We start from the raw sequence: 16,392 nt of genomic DNA, 5'->3' as shown, positions 1-16,392 counted from the left end.
CTGCGGTAGCTACTGAGGTAAGTATAGCCATGGGCGGCATAGGGCAATGATTATTTTAATTATTGCGGGTCAGCGTTGAAGCTTTGTAAACGTGCAACGATCTGCCGATCCAGTGGCAGGCAGCGGAAATCGGTCATGATCTGCAGCTCTGCCGCCGAATTGATGGCGGTAAGGTAGCTTTTTCGGAACTCGGTTGGCGTCATGCGGCAATATTTGTTAAAGGCAAAAATCAGCTGTTTATGGCCGCTGAAACCGCAGGTGTAGCTGATGTCGGTGATCGGGATGTTGGTGTCTTTCAGCAGCAGTTTGGCCTTATTAATTCTGATCATGGTCAGATATTCTTTAAAGTTGTAGCCGCTGATCTTTTTGAAAATACGGGAAAAGTGGTGATAGCTGACGCCAGCGTGTTCGGCAATGGTGGCCAGGTTGAGCTCATCGTCAAAATGCTGGTTGATAAACTCAATGCCGTATTTGACCAACTGCTGGTCTTTTTTCCTGACGCTAACCTGCTGTTGGTCGGCCTGGCTTGGCGTTGCTGCAACAAGCGTTCCCAAAAGATGATAAACCAGGGCAATGCGGGTAAACGAAGGTTGTGCCGTGACCAGGTTATCGAGCAGGGCGATTACGGCGTTACTAATCTGCTGCTCTGCAGTGCGGTCGCCCTGATTAAACATCAGCGGGGCCGGATGGGTTTCATCAAACAGATGGGGGGAAAACTGGATGGTCAGCAGTTGGCTGTTTGGGGCGCGAGCTTCAAGGGAGTGGATTTCGTCCGGGTTGATATACAGCATGCTTCCCGCGCTGGCCACCGAGGTGGCATGACCGAGGGTGACGGAAAACTCGCCGGACAGGATGCAGATCAGCTCAGGGGCCGAGTGCCAATGGGGCTCGCAGTAGTAAACTTCAGCGGCGAAAACGTTGAGTTTTTCGGCGTCAAACGAGATCAGCTCATAGCCGCTGCCCTCATGGATCGCTGCTTGCGCCTGCCGATGGGACTGCGGCTTGGGTTGTCGCGTAACAGAGAAAGGAAACATCGGCTTATTAATCCCCTGAGATTGGTGATGAAAATACGTGTCTGATTAGGGCGGCGTCTTTCTCCGTCTCCCTAACCCCAAGGAGAGGGAACTGTCCGTGCTACAACTTTACTCCTGTACCCAGAGTTAAAATGCCGAAAATTGAATTACGTACTTATTTACATCACCGTACAGCTCCCTCTCCCTGCGGGAGAGGGTTGGGGTGAGGGGTCACAAGGCGGCAGGCTCCGCTAATGCAGCCTCCAACTCCTGCTGAGTAATATCAATAGCCAGGAACTCTGTCAGGGCGATAAACAGGCCGCAGAACAGATCAGGAGCAATCGCGACGAGCTTTTCGCGCATCAGCGCCACCGGCAAGCCGTTCTTGCTGACCAATAACTTCACTACGCGGTCAAAAGCCGGTGGGGTAGCGATCAGTTGCTGCAACGAATTGTCCACCTTTAGCGGTAAATAATAGGGCTTGGCGCACAGCTTGACCACCGTGCTCAGCGCGATATCCCGCGAAGAACGTGCCACGTGAAGCTGATACTCGCCAGGATCGACCACCCAAGCGGCCATACCCGGATGGAAACAGGCAAAATCCTGCCATTCCAACGTCATGGCCACCGTTTTACTTTCGCCCGCCTCAAGATGCACTTTGGCGAAGGCTTTCAACGCCAGGACTTCGCGTGCCAGATCTCCCTGCGGTGCAGTCAGGTAAAGTTGCACGATCTCTTTACCGGCCCGATCGCCACGGTTGGTCACCTCAACGCTGACGGTTAAGGGCTGGCCCTCTTCAAGTTCCGTGACCGAAGTCGCCAGCTTGGCATAGCTAAACTGGCTATAGCTCAGGCCAAAACCGAACGGGAACTGCGGCGTCAGCTTACGTCGGTCGTAGTAGCGATAACCTACGTACAGCCCTTCGCTGTAGTGATGGCGCAGGTTTTCCCCCGGGTAATCGAGCCATGCTGGAGTTTCTTCCAGCGTATTGGGCACCGTGACCGTCAGCTTGCCGCAGGGGTTGGCCCGGCCAAACAGAATATCCGCCACCGCCCGGCCCATGCCCTGGCCCGCAAAGAAGGTCTCCAGCAGGGCTTTGCAGTCTGATAGCCAAGGCATCACCACCGCATCACTGTTAGCCAACACGACCACCACATTGGATTGTTGTTTGGCTACCGCACGGATCAGCGCTTCATGGCTTGGTAAGATATTGAGATCCCGGCGATCGCCGTTTTCGCCATCTTCGCCAATGGCAGTGCTGACGAACACCACGGCGACGTCCGCCTTGCTGGCTAGCTCAACCGCATGTGCCTGCGCCTGCGGGTCGACGTGATTATCATCCGGGGTGCCGATGGCATAGTCGATCTGGAAGTCGTTACCGGCCACCTCGAAAATTTCATCTAGCGGACGATCGAGCATGTAAGGCACGGTAGTAGCACAGCCTGAACCTTGGATCACCGGCTCCTGCGCCGGTTTACCCAATACGGCGATGGTAGTTTTCTTGCCGGCTTGCAGCGGCAGGATATTGCCTTCGTTTTTCAATAACACCATCGATTCGGCAGCCAACTGCTGTGCCAAGCGATGATGTTGCGGGTAATCGGCTTTGGTACCCGGCTTGCGGTGGCGCTGCACCTTGTCGATCAGGGTTAACATCCGCAGGCAGGCAGTATCGAGAACCTCTGTAGGGATTTCTCCGCGCTCGATCGCCTGCAACAGCTCCTGTTTATCACGCTGGGTTTCCGGCATCGCCAAATCGTTACCCGCCAGCAAAGAAGCGGGGCGGTCTTTGATGCCGTACCAGTCGGACATCACCAGTCCGTCATAGCGCCACTCATTGCGCAGCACCTCGGTCAGCAACCAGTGGTGTTGCGACGTTTGCACGCCATTGAGCCGGTTATAGGACGACATTACCGTCCAGGGGGTGGATTTGTCGATCGCCCGCTTGAATCCCGAGAGGTAAATCTCGCGCAGCGCCCGTTCTTCCACCACCGAATCCATCTCGGTGCGGCGGTATTCCGAGTTGTTGGCGGCAAAGTGCTTCAGGCTGGCACCCACACCACCGTCCTGCAGCCCATTGATCAGGGCTGCGGCCACGTCACCGCTGACCACAGGATCTTCCGAGTAATATTCATAGCCACGGCCAGCCAAAGGTGTGCGGCGAATATTGATCCCCGGACCAAGCAGAATGCCGACGCCCATCTCCTGGCACTCTTTGGCCAACGCCTCGCCCATCTGGTACACCAGATCCACGTCCCAGCTGCAGGCCAGGGTTGAACCATTCGGGAAGCAGGTGGCCGGTTTGGATTTGCTGAACAGTGCCTCAGAGCCGCCTTTTTGTTCTTCCACCTCGCCCGCGCTTTGGCCAATCACGGCCAGAAAATCGCTAATGTGCCAATTTTCCCCCTGTTCGATCTGGCTGGTGCTGTAACGGACGCCGTAGGTGCCATCCGTCATCACAATGTCGCTAATGCCATGCTGTGGGAAGCTCGCGGTACGCCATAAACCGCTACCGCTGAGCAGCGCCACTTTCTCTTCGGCAGTCATGGCGGCAATGATGGCGTGGAAATCTTTTTTCATAGGGATACCTGCTGGTTACTGCGCGCTAGCTTTGCGCAATTCAATGTCTTTGATGATATTCCGGTAGGTGTGCTCATCCAGCTTGTAGAAGAAGATAAACAGCATCCCCAGGGCAAACATCAGGCCAGGAAACAGCGTCATCATCATATTGATGCCGTTGAGCGCGTTGGCGCTGATATGCTCGGACGAGTAGTCAAAGTAATCGAGCATCAAGCCGGCACAGCCGCCACCAATCGCCATGGCAATTTTGGTGATGAAGTTAAAGAAGCCGTAAATGGCCCCTTCGGTACGTACGCCGTGTTTCCATTCGGCATACTCAACGGTATCGGCAATCATCGACCACATCGCGACAAAGCCCATCCCCAGAGTAATGCTGTACAGGCACACGCCGGTCATAATCAGGTAGGCGTTATCACCCGCCAGGAAGTATTGGAACAGCAAGCCGACAATCCCGATCAGCAGCCCCAACTGAACCATTTTCTTTTTGCCCATCAGGCTGATGATCTTTTCTGAGATCACCGTACCCGCCACATAGGCCGCAGATTGGATCATGAAGAACTTGGCGGTAAAGCTTTCATCTCCCAGGGTGTATTTGATGAAGTAGATAGCAATGGCCATCCATACCGTATAGGCGATATAGAAAAACACCGTGAACAGGGAAAGATGGATTAACGGCAGGTTGCCGGAAACGGCGGTGATCATCTCTTTAAGCGTGGGGGCCTTTTGATCTGGCAGGCTTTTTACCCGCTCTTTGGTCATACCAAAGCAGGCCAGGAAGAAGAAGGTGGCCAACAGGCTAAAGCAGCTGACGGCAAACACATAACCCATCTTCTGATCGGTGAACTGTGAGATCAGCAGGTCGGCTGTGGTCGAGACAATCAAGTAACCCACAATAGCCAACACAAAGCGGTAAACCGACAGTGAAGCCCGTGAGCCTTCGTGCTGGGTCAGCATATTGGTCATGGCAGAATAGGGCGTGTTGACCGCCGTGTAGGCCAGGCAATAGAGGGTGTAGGTGATCAGCGCGTAATAAAATTTATAGTCGCTGTCGAAGGTGCTGAAACACAGGACCGTCAAAATCCCCAAGGGCACCGCGCCGTACAGCAGGTAAGGGCGCAGCTTGCCGTGCCGGGTTTGAGTCTTATCAATAAAGTAACCGACAAAGATGTTAAAAATCGCATCCAGCACCCTGGCAATCACAAAGATCAGGCTCGCCTGTACCGCGCTGATGCCGTAAATATTGGTGTAAAAAAACAGTAAGAACAGGGAGACAAAGCCAAACGACAGGTTGGAGGCCAGATCGCCGAAGCCATAGCCAATCTTTTCCCGTACGCCGACCTTCACATAACTGTCTGAGACGATTTCTATTGTTTTCATTTTACTTACTCACTCAGGTTGATTCGCCTTGAGTATACCGAGAGCGTCAAGGGCGGCTTGCCAGCGGTTGTTTATACAGTTCCCATTTTTTGCTCGCCCCCGGCTTTATCACGGAGTTGTGAGAAAGCTCACAGGTATTGCTAAATTCAACCGTAGGGGCGCTGCATGCTGCGCCCGATTCTGACATAGGGCGTTTGGTGCACTTATAAGTTGTATTCCATGCGCCTTCCGCCATGTCATGGTTTGCCATACGCTGACTGACAAGTTAATTCAGGAGTCAGCCAACCATGAAATCTACCGTACCAAATATCTTGCCCGCACCACCTTCGGCCCTGCGCGGCGGGCTAATCAGCCTGGCCTTGCCAACGCTGCTCTCCTCTCTGGCCAGCAGCATCACCAACGTCAGCCTACCCACATTAGCGCAGGTGTTTAACGCTTCGTTTCAAGATGTACAGTGGGTGGTGATCGCTTATCTGCTGGCGATCACCACGCTGATTGTGGGCGTCGGGCGATTGGGGGATATCATCAGCCGTCGCACGCTATTACTGGCCGGACTCAGCCTGTTTATGCTCGCCTCGCTGGGTTGTGCTGTCGCTCCGACCATCTGGTGGCTGATTGCGGCACGTGTTGCGCAGGGGTTAGGGGGGGCAGTGATGATGGCCATCACTCTGGCGCTAGTTGGCGAAACCATCAGCAAGGAGAAAGTCGGACAGGCGATGGGGCTGCTCGGCACCTTATCCGCAGTGGGAACCGCGCTTGGCCCAACGCTGGGGGGCGTCTTGATTACCGGGTTTGGCTGGCAATCAATTTTCCTGATTAACCTGCCGCTGGGGGGCGTCGCGCTGTTTTGTGTTTATCGCTATCTCCCGCAAACCGATCCGCAGCAGGTAACGAAACGGGGTGGTTTTGATTTCGTCGGAATGGCCTTGCTCGGTTTGACGCTGGCGCTATTTTCGCTGGCCATGACGTTAGGGCACGGCCATTTCGATTCGCTCAATAGCCTGCTGCTGTTGGGAACAGCCGTTGCGGCCTGTGCGTTCGTCTGGGTTGAGAAAAAAGTAGCAAGCCCGCTGGTCCAACTGGCCCTACTGCGTCAGCCAATCCTGAGCTGCGGCCTGCTAACCAATATGCTGGTGAGTACGGTGATCATGACGTCCTTCGTGGTAGGGCCGTTCTATCTTGCGCACGGATTAGAGTTAGCGCCACAGCAGGTTGGCTTGGTCATGTCCGCCGGGCCGCTGATCGCTGCAATGGCGGGTGTGCCATCGGGATATCTGGTCGATCGCTTCGGCGCACCGCAGATGATTAGCCTGGGATTACTGGGAGTCTGCCTGGGAGCATTAGCCTTGTCGATGATGTCAGCCACGCAGGGCGTTTTGGGCTATATATTACCTATCTGCCTGATCACCGCAGGCTATGCTTTATTTCAGGCGGCCAACAACACGGCGGTGATCAAACAGGTTGGCATCGAGCGGCGTGGGGTGGCTTCCGGTCTGTTAAATCTGGCGCGCAACCTTGGCTTTATCATCGGGGCTTCCGCCATGGGGGGCATATTCGCTTTGGCCTCGGCAGCCAGCGATATACGGTTAGGGAGCACGGCAGGTTTACAGCTGACCTATCTGGTGGCGGCCGTTTTAGCAGCGCTGGGGTTGTTGTTGGCACTGTGGAGCCAGTTTTATCGCAAGGGGCAGCCCGTCATACAGGAGTGACGTTGTCACAAATTCTGCTGCCGCCAACATGTCTTTCACAATGGTTCGCGGCCGAGCTACGATAATGTATCCAGCCCAGCCTAACTTTGAGGGATAAATGATGAACCAACCTATTGCCAGCGTGGCCTTGGAAAAGGCCTATCGCCTGCTTAATCACGGCCCGACGGTGTTGGTATCCGCCAGCCACGACGGTGTCAATGACGTGATGGCCGCCGCCTGGGCCTGTGCGCTGGATTTCTCGCCGCCGAAGCTGACGGTGGTGCTAGACAAGATGACCAAAACCCGTGAGCTGATCGAGCAGAGTGGGCGCTTTGTGATCCAGGTTCCCACTGCGGCCCAGCTACAGCTGACCTATGAGGTTGGCAACCGCAGCCTGCATACCGACCCCGACAAACTGGCAAACTGTGGCGTCGAGCTGTTCAGTTTTGACGATCGACCACTGCCTTTTGTGGCCGGATGCTCTGCCTGGTTGGCGTGTCGGCTGATCTCTGAGCCCCATAATCAGCAGGCCCACGATTTGTTTATTGGCGAAGTGACCGGTGCCTGGTCCGATACGCGGGTGTTTAAAGAGGGTCACTGGCATTTTGACACCGCCGAACCTGCACTGCGAAGCCTGCACTATATTGCCGGTGGGCAGTTCTACGCTATCGGTGAATCGCTGAAAGCGAAAACGGGGAGTTAAACTCTGGTGCGAGGTGGTAACCTCTCGCCATAAAATAGCAAATAGCTGATGCTGAATTATACTGAGATCAAGGCTTTCGGCACGGGGTATGGCAATGAACTACACACTGCGCAGTGTTGGCTGGCTGCTGATTTATCTGTTTTTCATTCTTGCTCCGCTGTTTGCTTTACTATTGGGTGCTATGCCGCCCGCGAGAGATTTCTGGACCGAGTTTTCAGTTGCCTTAGGCTATGCCGGGTTGGCAATGATGGGGTTACAGTTCGGTCTGACCGCTCGTTTCCGCTACGTGACCGAACCATTGGGCGAAGATGTTCTCTACCATTTTCACCGTCGTATCTCGCTGATCGCCGTGGGGCTGGTGATTGCCCACCCGATAATCTTGTTTGTCGTCCGCCCCGAACTGCTGGCATTACTCAACTTTATTGAAGCCCCTTGGCGCGCCCGTTTTGCCGCGCTCTCAACCTATTCGCTAATTGCGTTGGTGGTCACCGCGCTTTGGCGCGTGCAATTGAATATCCGTTACGAAACCTGGCATCTTACTCATATCATCCTGGCACTGATCGCGCTTGGGGCTGGGATCCTGCATATGATTGGCTGGAGTTTCTATCTGGATGATCCTTGGAAACGTGGGTTGTGGATTGCGCTGATCGCTTTTTGGCTCGCCTTGTTGCTGTATGTGCGGATCATCAAACCCCTGTTTATGCTACGCAAGCCTTATCGGATTGCGGCAGTGCGCCAGGAACGGGGAGACACCACCACGTTGCTGATGCAGCCGGAAGGGCATCCAGGCTTTCGCTTTTCCCCCGGTCAGTTTGGTTGGCTGACCGTCTGGGGTAGCCCATTCAGCCTTACGGGCCACCCGTTCTCATTCTCCTCCAGTGCCGAAGTTGCGGATGGACAGGTCGAGATGTCCATTCGTAATCTGGGTGATTTCACCAGCACTATTGCTACATTGCAGGTTGGGCAACGCGTCTATCTTGATGGCCCCTATGGCGCGTTCACGCTGGGTAAACAGGCCGATCTGCGCGTGCTGATTGCTGGTGGTGTGGGCATTACGCCGATGATAAGCATGATCCGCACGCTGGCCGATCGTGGCGATCGCCAACCGTTGATGCTGATTTATGGCAGCAAAGACTGGGAGTCGGTCACCTTTCGTGAGGAACTGGCCGCCATGGAACAAAGAGTGAACCTGAAAGTTGTCCATGTGTTGACACAGCCTCCAGAGGACTGGCCTGGTGAGCGGGGCTTTATCACTGCGGAACTGTTCAAACGCCATCTGCCACCCGGTTATGCCGAACATGAGTACTTTATTTGTGGTCCGAACGTCATGATGGACGTCATAGAGCAGACGCTGGCCGATTTGCACGTGCCGATGTCGCGCTACCATTGCGAGCGTTATAACTTTGCCTGAGGAGAGAGCCAATGCGCCGTCTTTTTGCCGATCGCCTGGCTATTGCCACCATCGTCGCTGTGATCCTGCTAGCCCTGCTGTTTGCTTATTTGCGGGTGAGTTAACCGGCGAATCGTCGCGATCCCGCCACACAGAGGATAATCCCCAACGTAGTGGCCAACATCAGCAGGCTGACGGGTTCACGCAGAAAGCCTGCCGCCAGCGCCAGGCCAAAAAAGGGCTGCAGCAATTGCAGTTGGCCGACGCTGGCAATACCCCCCTGGGCCAGGCCCCGATACCAAAAGATAAAACCAATCAACATGCTGAACAGCGAAACATAGGCCAGGCTTATCCAGGCTGGCAGGCGGATAGCCTCGAGGGATGAAGGCATCAGCAGCAGTGAAGTCACCAGCATCACGGGTAACGCCAGCAGCAGCGCCCAACAGATCACCTGCCAGCCACCTAACTCCCGCGACAGTTTTGCCCCTTCGGCATAGCCCAACCCGCAAACCACCACCGCAGCCAGCATTAACGCATCCCCGACCAGCGAAGCGGAAACCCCCTGAACAAACGCAAAACTCATCACCAACAGGCTGCCGATAATGGAAAACAGCCAGAAAGCCGGGCGAGGGCGCTCGCCACCCCGTAACACGCCAAATATCGCGGTGGCTAACGGCAGCAGGCCAAGAAAGACGATGGAATGGGCTGAGGTGACATGCTGAAGCGCCAACGCGGTCAACAGTGGGAAACCCACCACTACGCCCAACGCAACGATCACCAGAGAGAATAGCTGATCGCCTCGTGGCCGCTGTTGCTTAAACAGCCCTAACAGCAGGAGTGCGATCAAGCCAGCGATAGAAGCACGAGCGACGGTAAGAAATAGAGGATCAAAACTGAGCACGGCGACTCTGGTGGCGGGGAGTGAACCGCTGAAGATCACCATGCCCAGAAAGCCGTTGAGCCAGCCGCTGGTGCTATTTTCCTCGTTCTTCACCTGCATGGGACACCCTTATTTTCGACGTTGGAAGATTGTGGATCGGCATGTTATGCCGCAAAATAAAGACAATCAAAAAATTGTCATGGATACAAGTTGCTATGGCGCGTGCTCGTTACAAATCGCTGGTCGATAGCTTTGCCGCTGATATTCGCGCAGGGCGTCTTATACCAGGGACCCGCTTACCCACCCATCGCCAGCTTGCCGCCCAGGAACGTATGTCGTTGGTCACTGCCTCAAGGGTGTATGCGGAACTTGAAGCGATGGGGTTAGTCAGCGGAGAAACGGGTCGAGGGACCTTTGTTCGGGAGATTTCGCTGCCGCCGGGCTTGGGCATCGATCAGCAGGCCGTCGCCACGGACATGCTCGATCTGAACTTCAATTACCCAACGCTATCGTCACAAAGCGAACTGCTGAGGGCTGCTTTACGCCTGTTGGCTTCCTCCGGCGATCTGGACGCATTGCTACGCTATCAACCCCATGCAGGCCGGCCACACGAGCGGGCGATCGTAGCCAGACATCTGAGCCACCGTGGCTTAAACCTGGCGGCCGAGAACATTTTACTGGTTAATGGCGCTCAACAAGGGTTAGCCGTCACCGTGATGGGGCTGTTGCAACCGGGCGACGTGGTCGCGGTTGATGCCCTGACCTACCCGGGTTTTAAAATCCTGGCCGAGAGCTACCATCTTGAGCTGGTCGCCATTCCCGCGTTAAGCGACGGCCCTGATTTGGCTGAACTTGAACGGCTATGCCAGCGCCGACAGGTGCGGGCCGTTTACTGCATGCCAACGCTGCATAATCCTCTTGGCTGGGTGATGAGCGAGTCACAGAGGCATCGGTTGGTGGCGCTGGCGCGTGAGCATGGGCTGCTAATCATTGAGGATGCCGCCTACGCCTATCTGGCAGAGAAACCGCCATTGCCGTTAGCGAGTCTCGCCCCTGAATCCACGGTATATATCTCCGGTTTTTCCAAGAATGTTGCGACCGGGTTGCGTGTTGGCATAGTGGCCGCGCCGGAAAAATGGATCCCCGCATTGGAACGCGCCATCAGGGCAACCACTTGGAATACCCCAGCGATCATGACCGCGATCCTGTGTGAGTGGATCGAAGACGGCACCGTTATGCGGCTAGAAGACGAAAAACGCCAAGATGCCCGGTTACGTCAGTCAATCGCTCGTGAAGCACTGAGCGAGCTGAACTATATTGGCCACCCTGATTCGTATTTTCTGTGGTTACCCTTGCCAGAGGAGGTTAGGGCGGATCGCATCGCCGCAGCCCTGCTAAAAGAGTGTATTTCGCTCTCTACCGCAGAACCTTTTGCTACTTCGGTTCATATACCACATGCCCTGCGTTTGGCGTTGGGTTCGCTGCCGCTGCCCACCCTGCGTGAGGCATTAACAACGGTTAAGCGGGTCATACAGTTGCACTGTTATCTTTAAGAGGGGCCGTGGGCGCAGCATGTGTGCACATCGCTTTGTCGTCAATCTGACCGCATGGCGTTTTTCCCAAATTCCATACGGTCCCTCTATTCATAGCCTAAATATCTGATAACTTAATCCCACGCGTTATTTTATGGATAATTGATCCCCAGGGAGACAGCGGTGCGTCATTTCGAATTCAAAGATGATAAATCAAACAAATTTTGGCAAATCGAGCAGTCGGACAGTGATTTAAACCTGCGCTGGGGCAAGATTGGTACGCAAGGGCAAAGCCAGACCAAGAGTTTTGATAACGAAGCCAAGGCCTCGGCTGCCATGACCAAGCTGGTGAAGGAAAAAACCGGCAAAGGCTACGTTGAAATTGCCGTTGATGAAAACGCCACCATTGGCACCACAGCGCCAAAACCGAAGGCCGAACCAGCAGAAAAGCCCCGCGCTGAGCCAATAAGCGATACCCCAGCACAAAGTACGCCTCCGGTCTCTGCTGCCACCATACTCTCGCAATCCGTCGCCTCATCGGACATCGCCAAACCCGCCGGAGAAACGCCGCCGTGGTTAGCTAACGGTGAGCCGATTGCCTTACCGAAAGATTTAAGCGATCAAGCGTTGACCAACCGCGCCCATCCGGCTGAAAAGCCCGAGCTGAACGATAAGCAGAGTTGGATCAAGCTTCGCAACATTTTGTATAAAAACGACAGTATCCTGGCTGACTTTAACTCGACCTCTGCGGAATTACGTCAGACCTATGTTGCCAGTTGGCAACGGTTGGCCGATCAGCAGATGGATGGCTCCCTCGAGTCAGATGCGGTGTTGTTTGCCCTTGCGAGTAATGTCGGTGGTCACCGTTATAACGGCGAAGGAACGGCAGATATTACCGACTTTTTAGTGGCCAGAAAGGGATTACCGTATGCGATTGATGTGCTGTTACTGGCGCAGGGGATTTGCGTTGAAGCGAACTGGGATCGCGGTGCGCAAAAGCAAAGTTACTATCTCAATGAGGAGATCGAACAACCGCTAAGCAGTTCGTGGATGTGTCCCTATAGCTACGCTGAGCTGCGTTTCCGTCAGTTCCTGTCTTGTGCTGATGAAGCTGAATGGCAGATTTGCGTGGATAAATTGATCGCGGGCTTGCCGCAGTTGCATGTCAGCCGTCAGCCGTTAATTGCTCTGTTGTTGCCTGAGCGCCCGGATATCGCCAACCGATTAGCCAGTGAGTTGCTTCAACAGGGAGATAGTGACGTCACGCCATGGCTACAGTTGGTCGCCACCGACGAGGCTGTCCTGAAGTCGTTAGGTGCAATGAGCCGTTCTGTGTATCGTCACGCCGCATTCCTTAACTGTGAATTTAGTATCGCTACGCTGATTGCAGAGCGCGGCGTTAACGCGGTGCCAATCCTGGCCTACCAGCCAGAAATAACCCTTACCGGTGATGCTCTGGCCTGTATTGGCACGCCAGCGGCAATTACCGCACTGGCGCAGGTCTCCGGTCAGGGTAAAGCGTTTCTGGCGCGGTTTATCGACGCCGCGCACCGCTGGCCGCTGGCATCGATCCCGGCGCTTGCCGAGCTGTTGGCCTCTAACAACAAAGACAGCGGCATGCTGAGCGCTTGCCTAAGCAATCTTCTGCTGGCCAACCCTGAACAAGTGGCCAAGTTACTCCCGTGGATGAGCGGGGCCGCGCAAACTCAAGTGCAAGATTTGATTGCCCGTGTTTCTGGCCCGGTTGAATTAGCCGATGAAGCTGATTTACCCCTGGTGCTGGTCAGCCCACCTTGGCTTCAGAAAAAGAAAAAACGCGAAGCGGCAGCCCTGGTACTTGAACCTCAGGTGCTGGCACCGGTACTCGATTTAACCGATGAAGAGAAAAAACAGTGGTTAGCGCTGAATGGGTGGGAGGAAAAACGCTATCAGGCTGCCGCAAAAAACATGAACACGCTGGCCAACGAGTTGGGTTTCCAGATCTATCAATCAGGTAACAGAAAGAGCCAGAACGAAACGGCGGCCATTGCCATCAGAAACCGGGATACGCAGGGGCTGATTGACGCCTGGAAGGCTCAGCTTGCGCAGACCAGTTGGTCAAACTTTAGTCTGCGCTTTACCTCCCTGTTGCCCGATGAGATGGCGCTGGCCTTATGGAACAGTTTGTCTACTCACCAATGCAGCGGTGAGGGGTATATGGTGGCCAAGTTTGGCGAAGCGGCTCTACCTGGCCTGATCAACGCGGTGCGCTCTCGTCCAACGGAACTGACCACTATCTGGGGCCACGTGGGGGCGTGCGAATTGGCTCCGCTAATCGCCCGTGCCTACCTCAAGCTGAAAACGCTGCGTAGTGAAGCCCAGCAGTGGCTGTGCAAATATCCGCACCACAGCGCTATCGGCCTGATCCCTGCGGCCTTAGGCAAAAAAGGGGAAGCCAAAGATTGCGCGACCTCGGCGTTACGGATGCTGGCAACGCAGGGGCACGAAGCGTTGATTATGCAAACCGGTGAAGCTTACGGCAATCCAGAGGTGATCGACGCACTGCGCGCTATGCTGGATGAAGATCCGCTCGATCGCTTCCCAAGTAAAATCAGCAAATCGCCGGACTTCTATCAACCCGCAGGTTGGCGTCGTCCGTTACTCAAGTCCAGTAACAAAGCCTTACCGGACAGTGCGCTGGAACACCTGGGTACGATGCTGCGCTTCCCGGTCAGTGAGGGGCTGTATGAAGGGATCAATCAGGTTAAACAGGCCTGTGATCCAGACTCACTGGCGGACTTTGCCTGGGATATGTTCTCGGCATGGTTATTTGCTGCAGCGCCCTCTAAAGAGGGTTGGGCATTTATGTCTCTGGGCCTGTTTGGTACCGATGATACTGCACGCAAGCTCACGCCGTTTATTCGTGCCTGGCCGGGAGAGGCTCAGCACCAGCGGGCGGTTAACGGCCTGGAAGTATTGAATCAGATCGGATCTGATGTGGCGCTGATGCTGCTGAACGGCATCGCGCAGAAGGTCAAATTTAAAGGCTTGCAGGACCGGGCGCGGGAAAAGATCGCGGCCATTGCCGAAGCCCGCGAGTTAACCATTGAGGAGTTGGAAGACCGTTTAGCGCCGGATTTAGGGCTGGATGAAAACGGCTCGCTGCGGCTGGATTTTGGCGTTCGCCAGTTTACCGTCAGCTTCGATGAAACCCTGAAACCGTTCGTGCGCGATATGGATGGCACCCGCCTGAAAGATCTGCCGAAGCCGAAAAAGACCGACCATCAGGAACTGGCTAATGAAGCGGTGAACATCTTCAAGCTGCTGAAAAAAGATGCCCGCACCGTGGCCGCCCAGCAAGTTGTGCGCCTGGAGATTGCCATGTGCCAGCGCCGCCGCTGGACCCCAGAGCTGTTCGAACTGTTCTTGGTACGCCATCCGCTGGTTCGCCACTTGGTGCAACGCCTGGCGTGGGGCGTCTATCTGGTGGACGATGCATCAACTCACGGCGGCAAGTTAGTGGACTGTTTCCGCGTTGCCGAAGACGGCAGCCTGACCACCGCAGAAGATGACGAATACACCTTGCCACAGGGCGATAACGTGCGCATTGGTATTCCGCACGCGTTAGAGTTGCCTGAGCACCAGGCGGCAGGCTTCGGCCAACTGTTTGCCGATTATGAACTGTTGCAACCGTTCGTGCAGTTGGGCCGCGATACCTACAGCTTGACCGAACAAGAGCGGGCGAGCCGTGAGCTGCTGCGCTGGAAAGGGGCCGTAGTCCCTACTGGCCGTATTCTTGGGCTGGCGAACAAAGGCTGGCGCCGGGGCGATGCCCAGGACGGCGGCGCGATCATGGACTTCATCAAACCCATCGATCGCCAGTTGGGGTTTAGCCTGTCGTTTGAACCTTGCATTATCGTGGGCATGGTCGATGAATACCCTGAACAGACGCTGGAGACGGTGGTGATCGACGACGGCCAGTATTACTGGCAGCGAACCGAAGAACGCAAACCATTCACCCTTGTGGATGACATCGTCATCAGCGAACTGATCCGCGATATGGAAGCCCTGCGCGCCTAAGCTTGCCTTGATCCCGACGTATGTCGGGATCGTACCGCCTACCAAGAGAATCCATCCCTATGTCTGAACAACAACAAAAAATGCAGCGGCCACCAGCGGAAATTCAATATGCAGAACAACTTGCCCTGTTGGCAGAGTTGGATAATCAGCCGCGCCCACCGGGCTGGGCACTTAGCCTGAATGCCGCTCGGCGCTTTATTCTGGGTGACGAAAAGTTAGGCATTGAGCGTAAAATTGTCGCCGACGTGGCCTCGATTGAGCGGATGCTGGTCACGCTGGCGACTGGCCGAGGCTTGATGTTGGTTGGTGAGCCGGGCACGGCCAAATCCATGCTGTCTGAACTGCTGGCGACCGCCATCTCCGGCACCTCCAGCCTGACGATCCAGGGCGGGGCATCGATTACCGAAGATCAGATCAAGTATTCATGGAACTACGCCATGCTGATCAACGAAGGGCCTTCGCTGAAAGCGCTGGTTCCGGCACCGCTTTATCAGGGCATGCGCGACGGCAAAATCGTGCGTTTTGAAGAGATCACTCGTGCACCATTAGAGGTGCAGGACTGCCTGCTGGGTATGTTGTCCGATCGGGTGATGACCATCCCCGAGCTGAATGATGACCATAACCTGCTGTATGCGCAGGAAGGGTTCAACATTATCGGCACCGCCAACACCCGTGACCGCGGGGTGAACGAAATGAGTGCCGCACTGAAGCGTCGCTTTGATTTTGAAACCGTATTTCCGATCATGGATTTCCAACAGGAACTGGATTTGGTGGCTACGGCGTCAAACCGGCTGTTGGAAAAGAGCGCCATTCCTCACACCGTCCCCGTTGAGGTGCTGGAGTTACTGGTCACGACCTTCCGCGATCTGCGCGGCGGTGAGAAATCAGCGGGTAAAGGCGGTGACAGTGCCATGGATCGGTTAACCGCCGTGATGTCGACCGCCGAGGCGGTGAACGTGGCCCATGCGGTGGGGGTGCGGGCATGGTTTCTTGAACAGCGCAGCGGTGAGCCTGCCGATCTGGTGGAGTGTATCGCCGGGACGGTGGTCAAAGACAATGCGGACGATCGGGCAAAACTCAGACGCTATTTTGAGCAGAAGGTCGCGAAAAAGCCCGGTAACCACTGGCGGGCCTATTACCAAGCCAGACACCGTTTGCCTTAAAGGCGCTGCG

General features: G+C 55.2%; 10 protein-coding genes. 6 read left to right on the top strand and 4 right to left on the bottom strand.

The window, feature by feature from the left end; all coding sequences use genetic code 11:
- Positions 1–59 precede the first annotated feature (59 nt).
- From JHD74_RS18675 to JHD74_RS18665, 3 genes are all read right to left on the bottom strand, one after another.
- Entirely contained in the window at positions 60–1,034 is a 975-nt protein-coding gene (locus JHD74_RS18675) for an AraC family transcriptional regulator (protein ID WP_024530274.1), read from the bottom strand.
- Between the two features lie 210 nt (positions 1,035–1,244).
- Positions 1,245–3,590: a beta-glucosidase gene (locus tag JHD74_RS18670; RefSeq protein WP_199063276.1), complete on the bottom strand. Its 2,346-nt coding sequence runs from the start codon at positions 3,588–3,590 to the stop codon at positions 1,245–1,247.
- Between the two features lie 15 nt (positions 3,591–3,605).
- A complete protein-coding gene (locus JHD74_RS18665) occupies positions 3,606–4,967 on the bottom strand; it encodes an MFS transporter (protein ID WP_024530978.1) in 1,362 nt (453 codons plus the stop codon).
- Between the two features lie 287 nt (positions 4,968–5,254).
- Between JHD74_RS18665 and JHD74_RS18660 the strand changes: the two genes are divergently transcribed.
- The 3 genes from JHD74_RS18660 to JHD74_RS18650 all read left to right on the top strand — a co-directional run bounded on the left by JHD74_RS18660 (position 5,255) and on the right by JHD74_RS18650 (position 8,769).
- A complete protein-coding gene (locus JHD74_RS18660; RefSeq protein WP_199063275.1) occupies positions 5,255–6,676 on the top strand; it encodes an MFS transporter in 1,422 nt (473 codons plus the stop codon).
- Positions 6,677–6,776: 100 nt separating this feature from the next.
- Positions 6,777–7,358: a flavin reductase family protein gene (locus JHD74_RS18655; RefSeq protein WP_024530980.1), complete on the top strand. Its 582-nt coding sequence runs from the start codon at positions 6,777–6,779 to the stop codon at positions 7,356–7,358.
- 94 nt (positions 7,359–7,452) lie between these two features.
- Positions 7,453–8,769, top strand: a complete 1,317-nt coding sequence (locus JHD74_RS18650) for a ferric reductase-like transmembrane domain-containing protein (RefSeq protein ID WP_199063274.1) — start codon at positions 7,453–7,455, stop codon at positions 8,767–8,769.
- Positions 8,770–8,869: 100 nt separating this feature from the next.
- Here JHD74_RS18650 and JHD74_RS18645 read toward each other — a convergent pair whose 3' ends face one another.
- On the bottom strand, positions 8,870–9,748 hold the full coding sequence (locus JHD74_RS18645; protein WP_024530982.1) for a DMT family transporter: 879 nt from the start codon (positions 9,746–9,748) through the stop codon (positions 8,870–8,872).
- 95 nt (positions 9,749–9,843) lie between these two features.
- Between JHD74_RS18645 and JHD74_RS18640 the strand changes: the two genes are divergently transcribed.
- From JHD74_RS18640 to JHD74_RS18630, 3 genes are all read left to right on the top strand, one after another.
- Positions 9,844–11,181, top strand: a complete 1,338-nt coding sequence (locus JHD74_RS18640) for a PLP-dependent aminotransferase family protein (protein ID WP_199063273.1) — start codon at positions 9,844–9,846, stop codon at positions 11,179–11,181.
- Positions 11,182–11,343: 162 nt separating this feature from the next.
- The gene (locus tag JHD74_RS18635) at positions 11,344–15,219 is read left to right on the top strand and encodes a WGR and DUF4132 domain-containing protein (protein WP_199063272.1); all 3,876 of its coding nucleotides are present in this window, start codon (positions 11,344–11,346) and stop codon (positions 15,217–15,219) included.
- Positions 15,220–15,278: 59 nt separating this feature from the next.
- Entirely contained in the window at positions 15,279–16,382 is a 1,104-nt protein-coding gene (locus JHD74_RS18630) for an AAA family ATPase (protein ID WP_199063271.1), read from the top strand.
- The last annotated feature ends 10 nt before the right edge of the window (positions 16,383–16,392 follow it).

This window comes from Serratia sp. ASV30, assembly GCF_016428815.1.
Classification (GTDB): Bacteria; Pseudomonadota; Gammaproteobacteria; order Enterobacterales; family Enterobacteriaceae; genus Chania; species Chania fonticola_C.
This window is presented reverse-complemented; position numbering and strand designations above follow the sequence as displayed.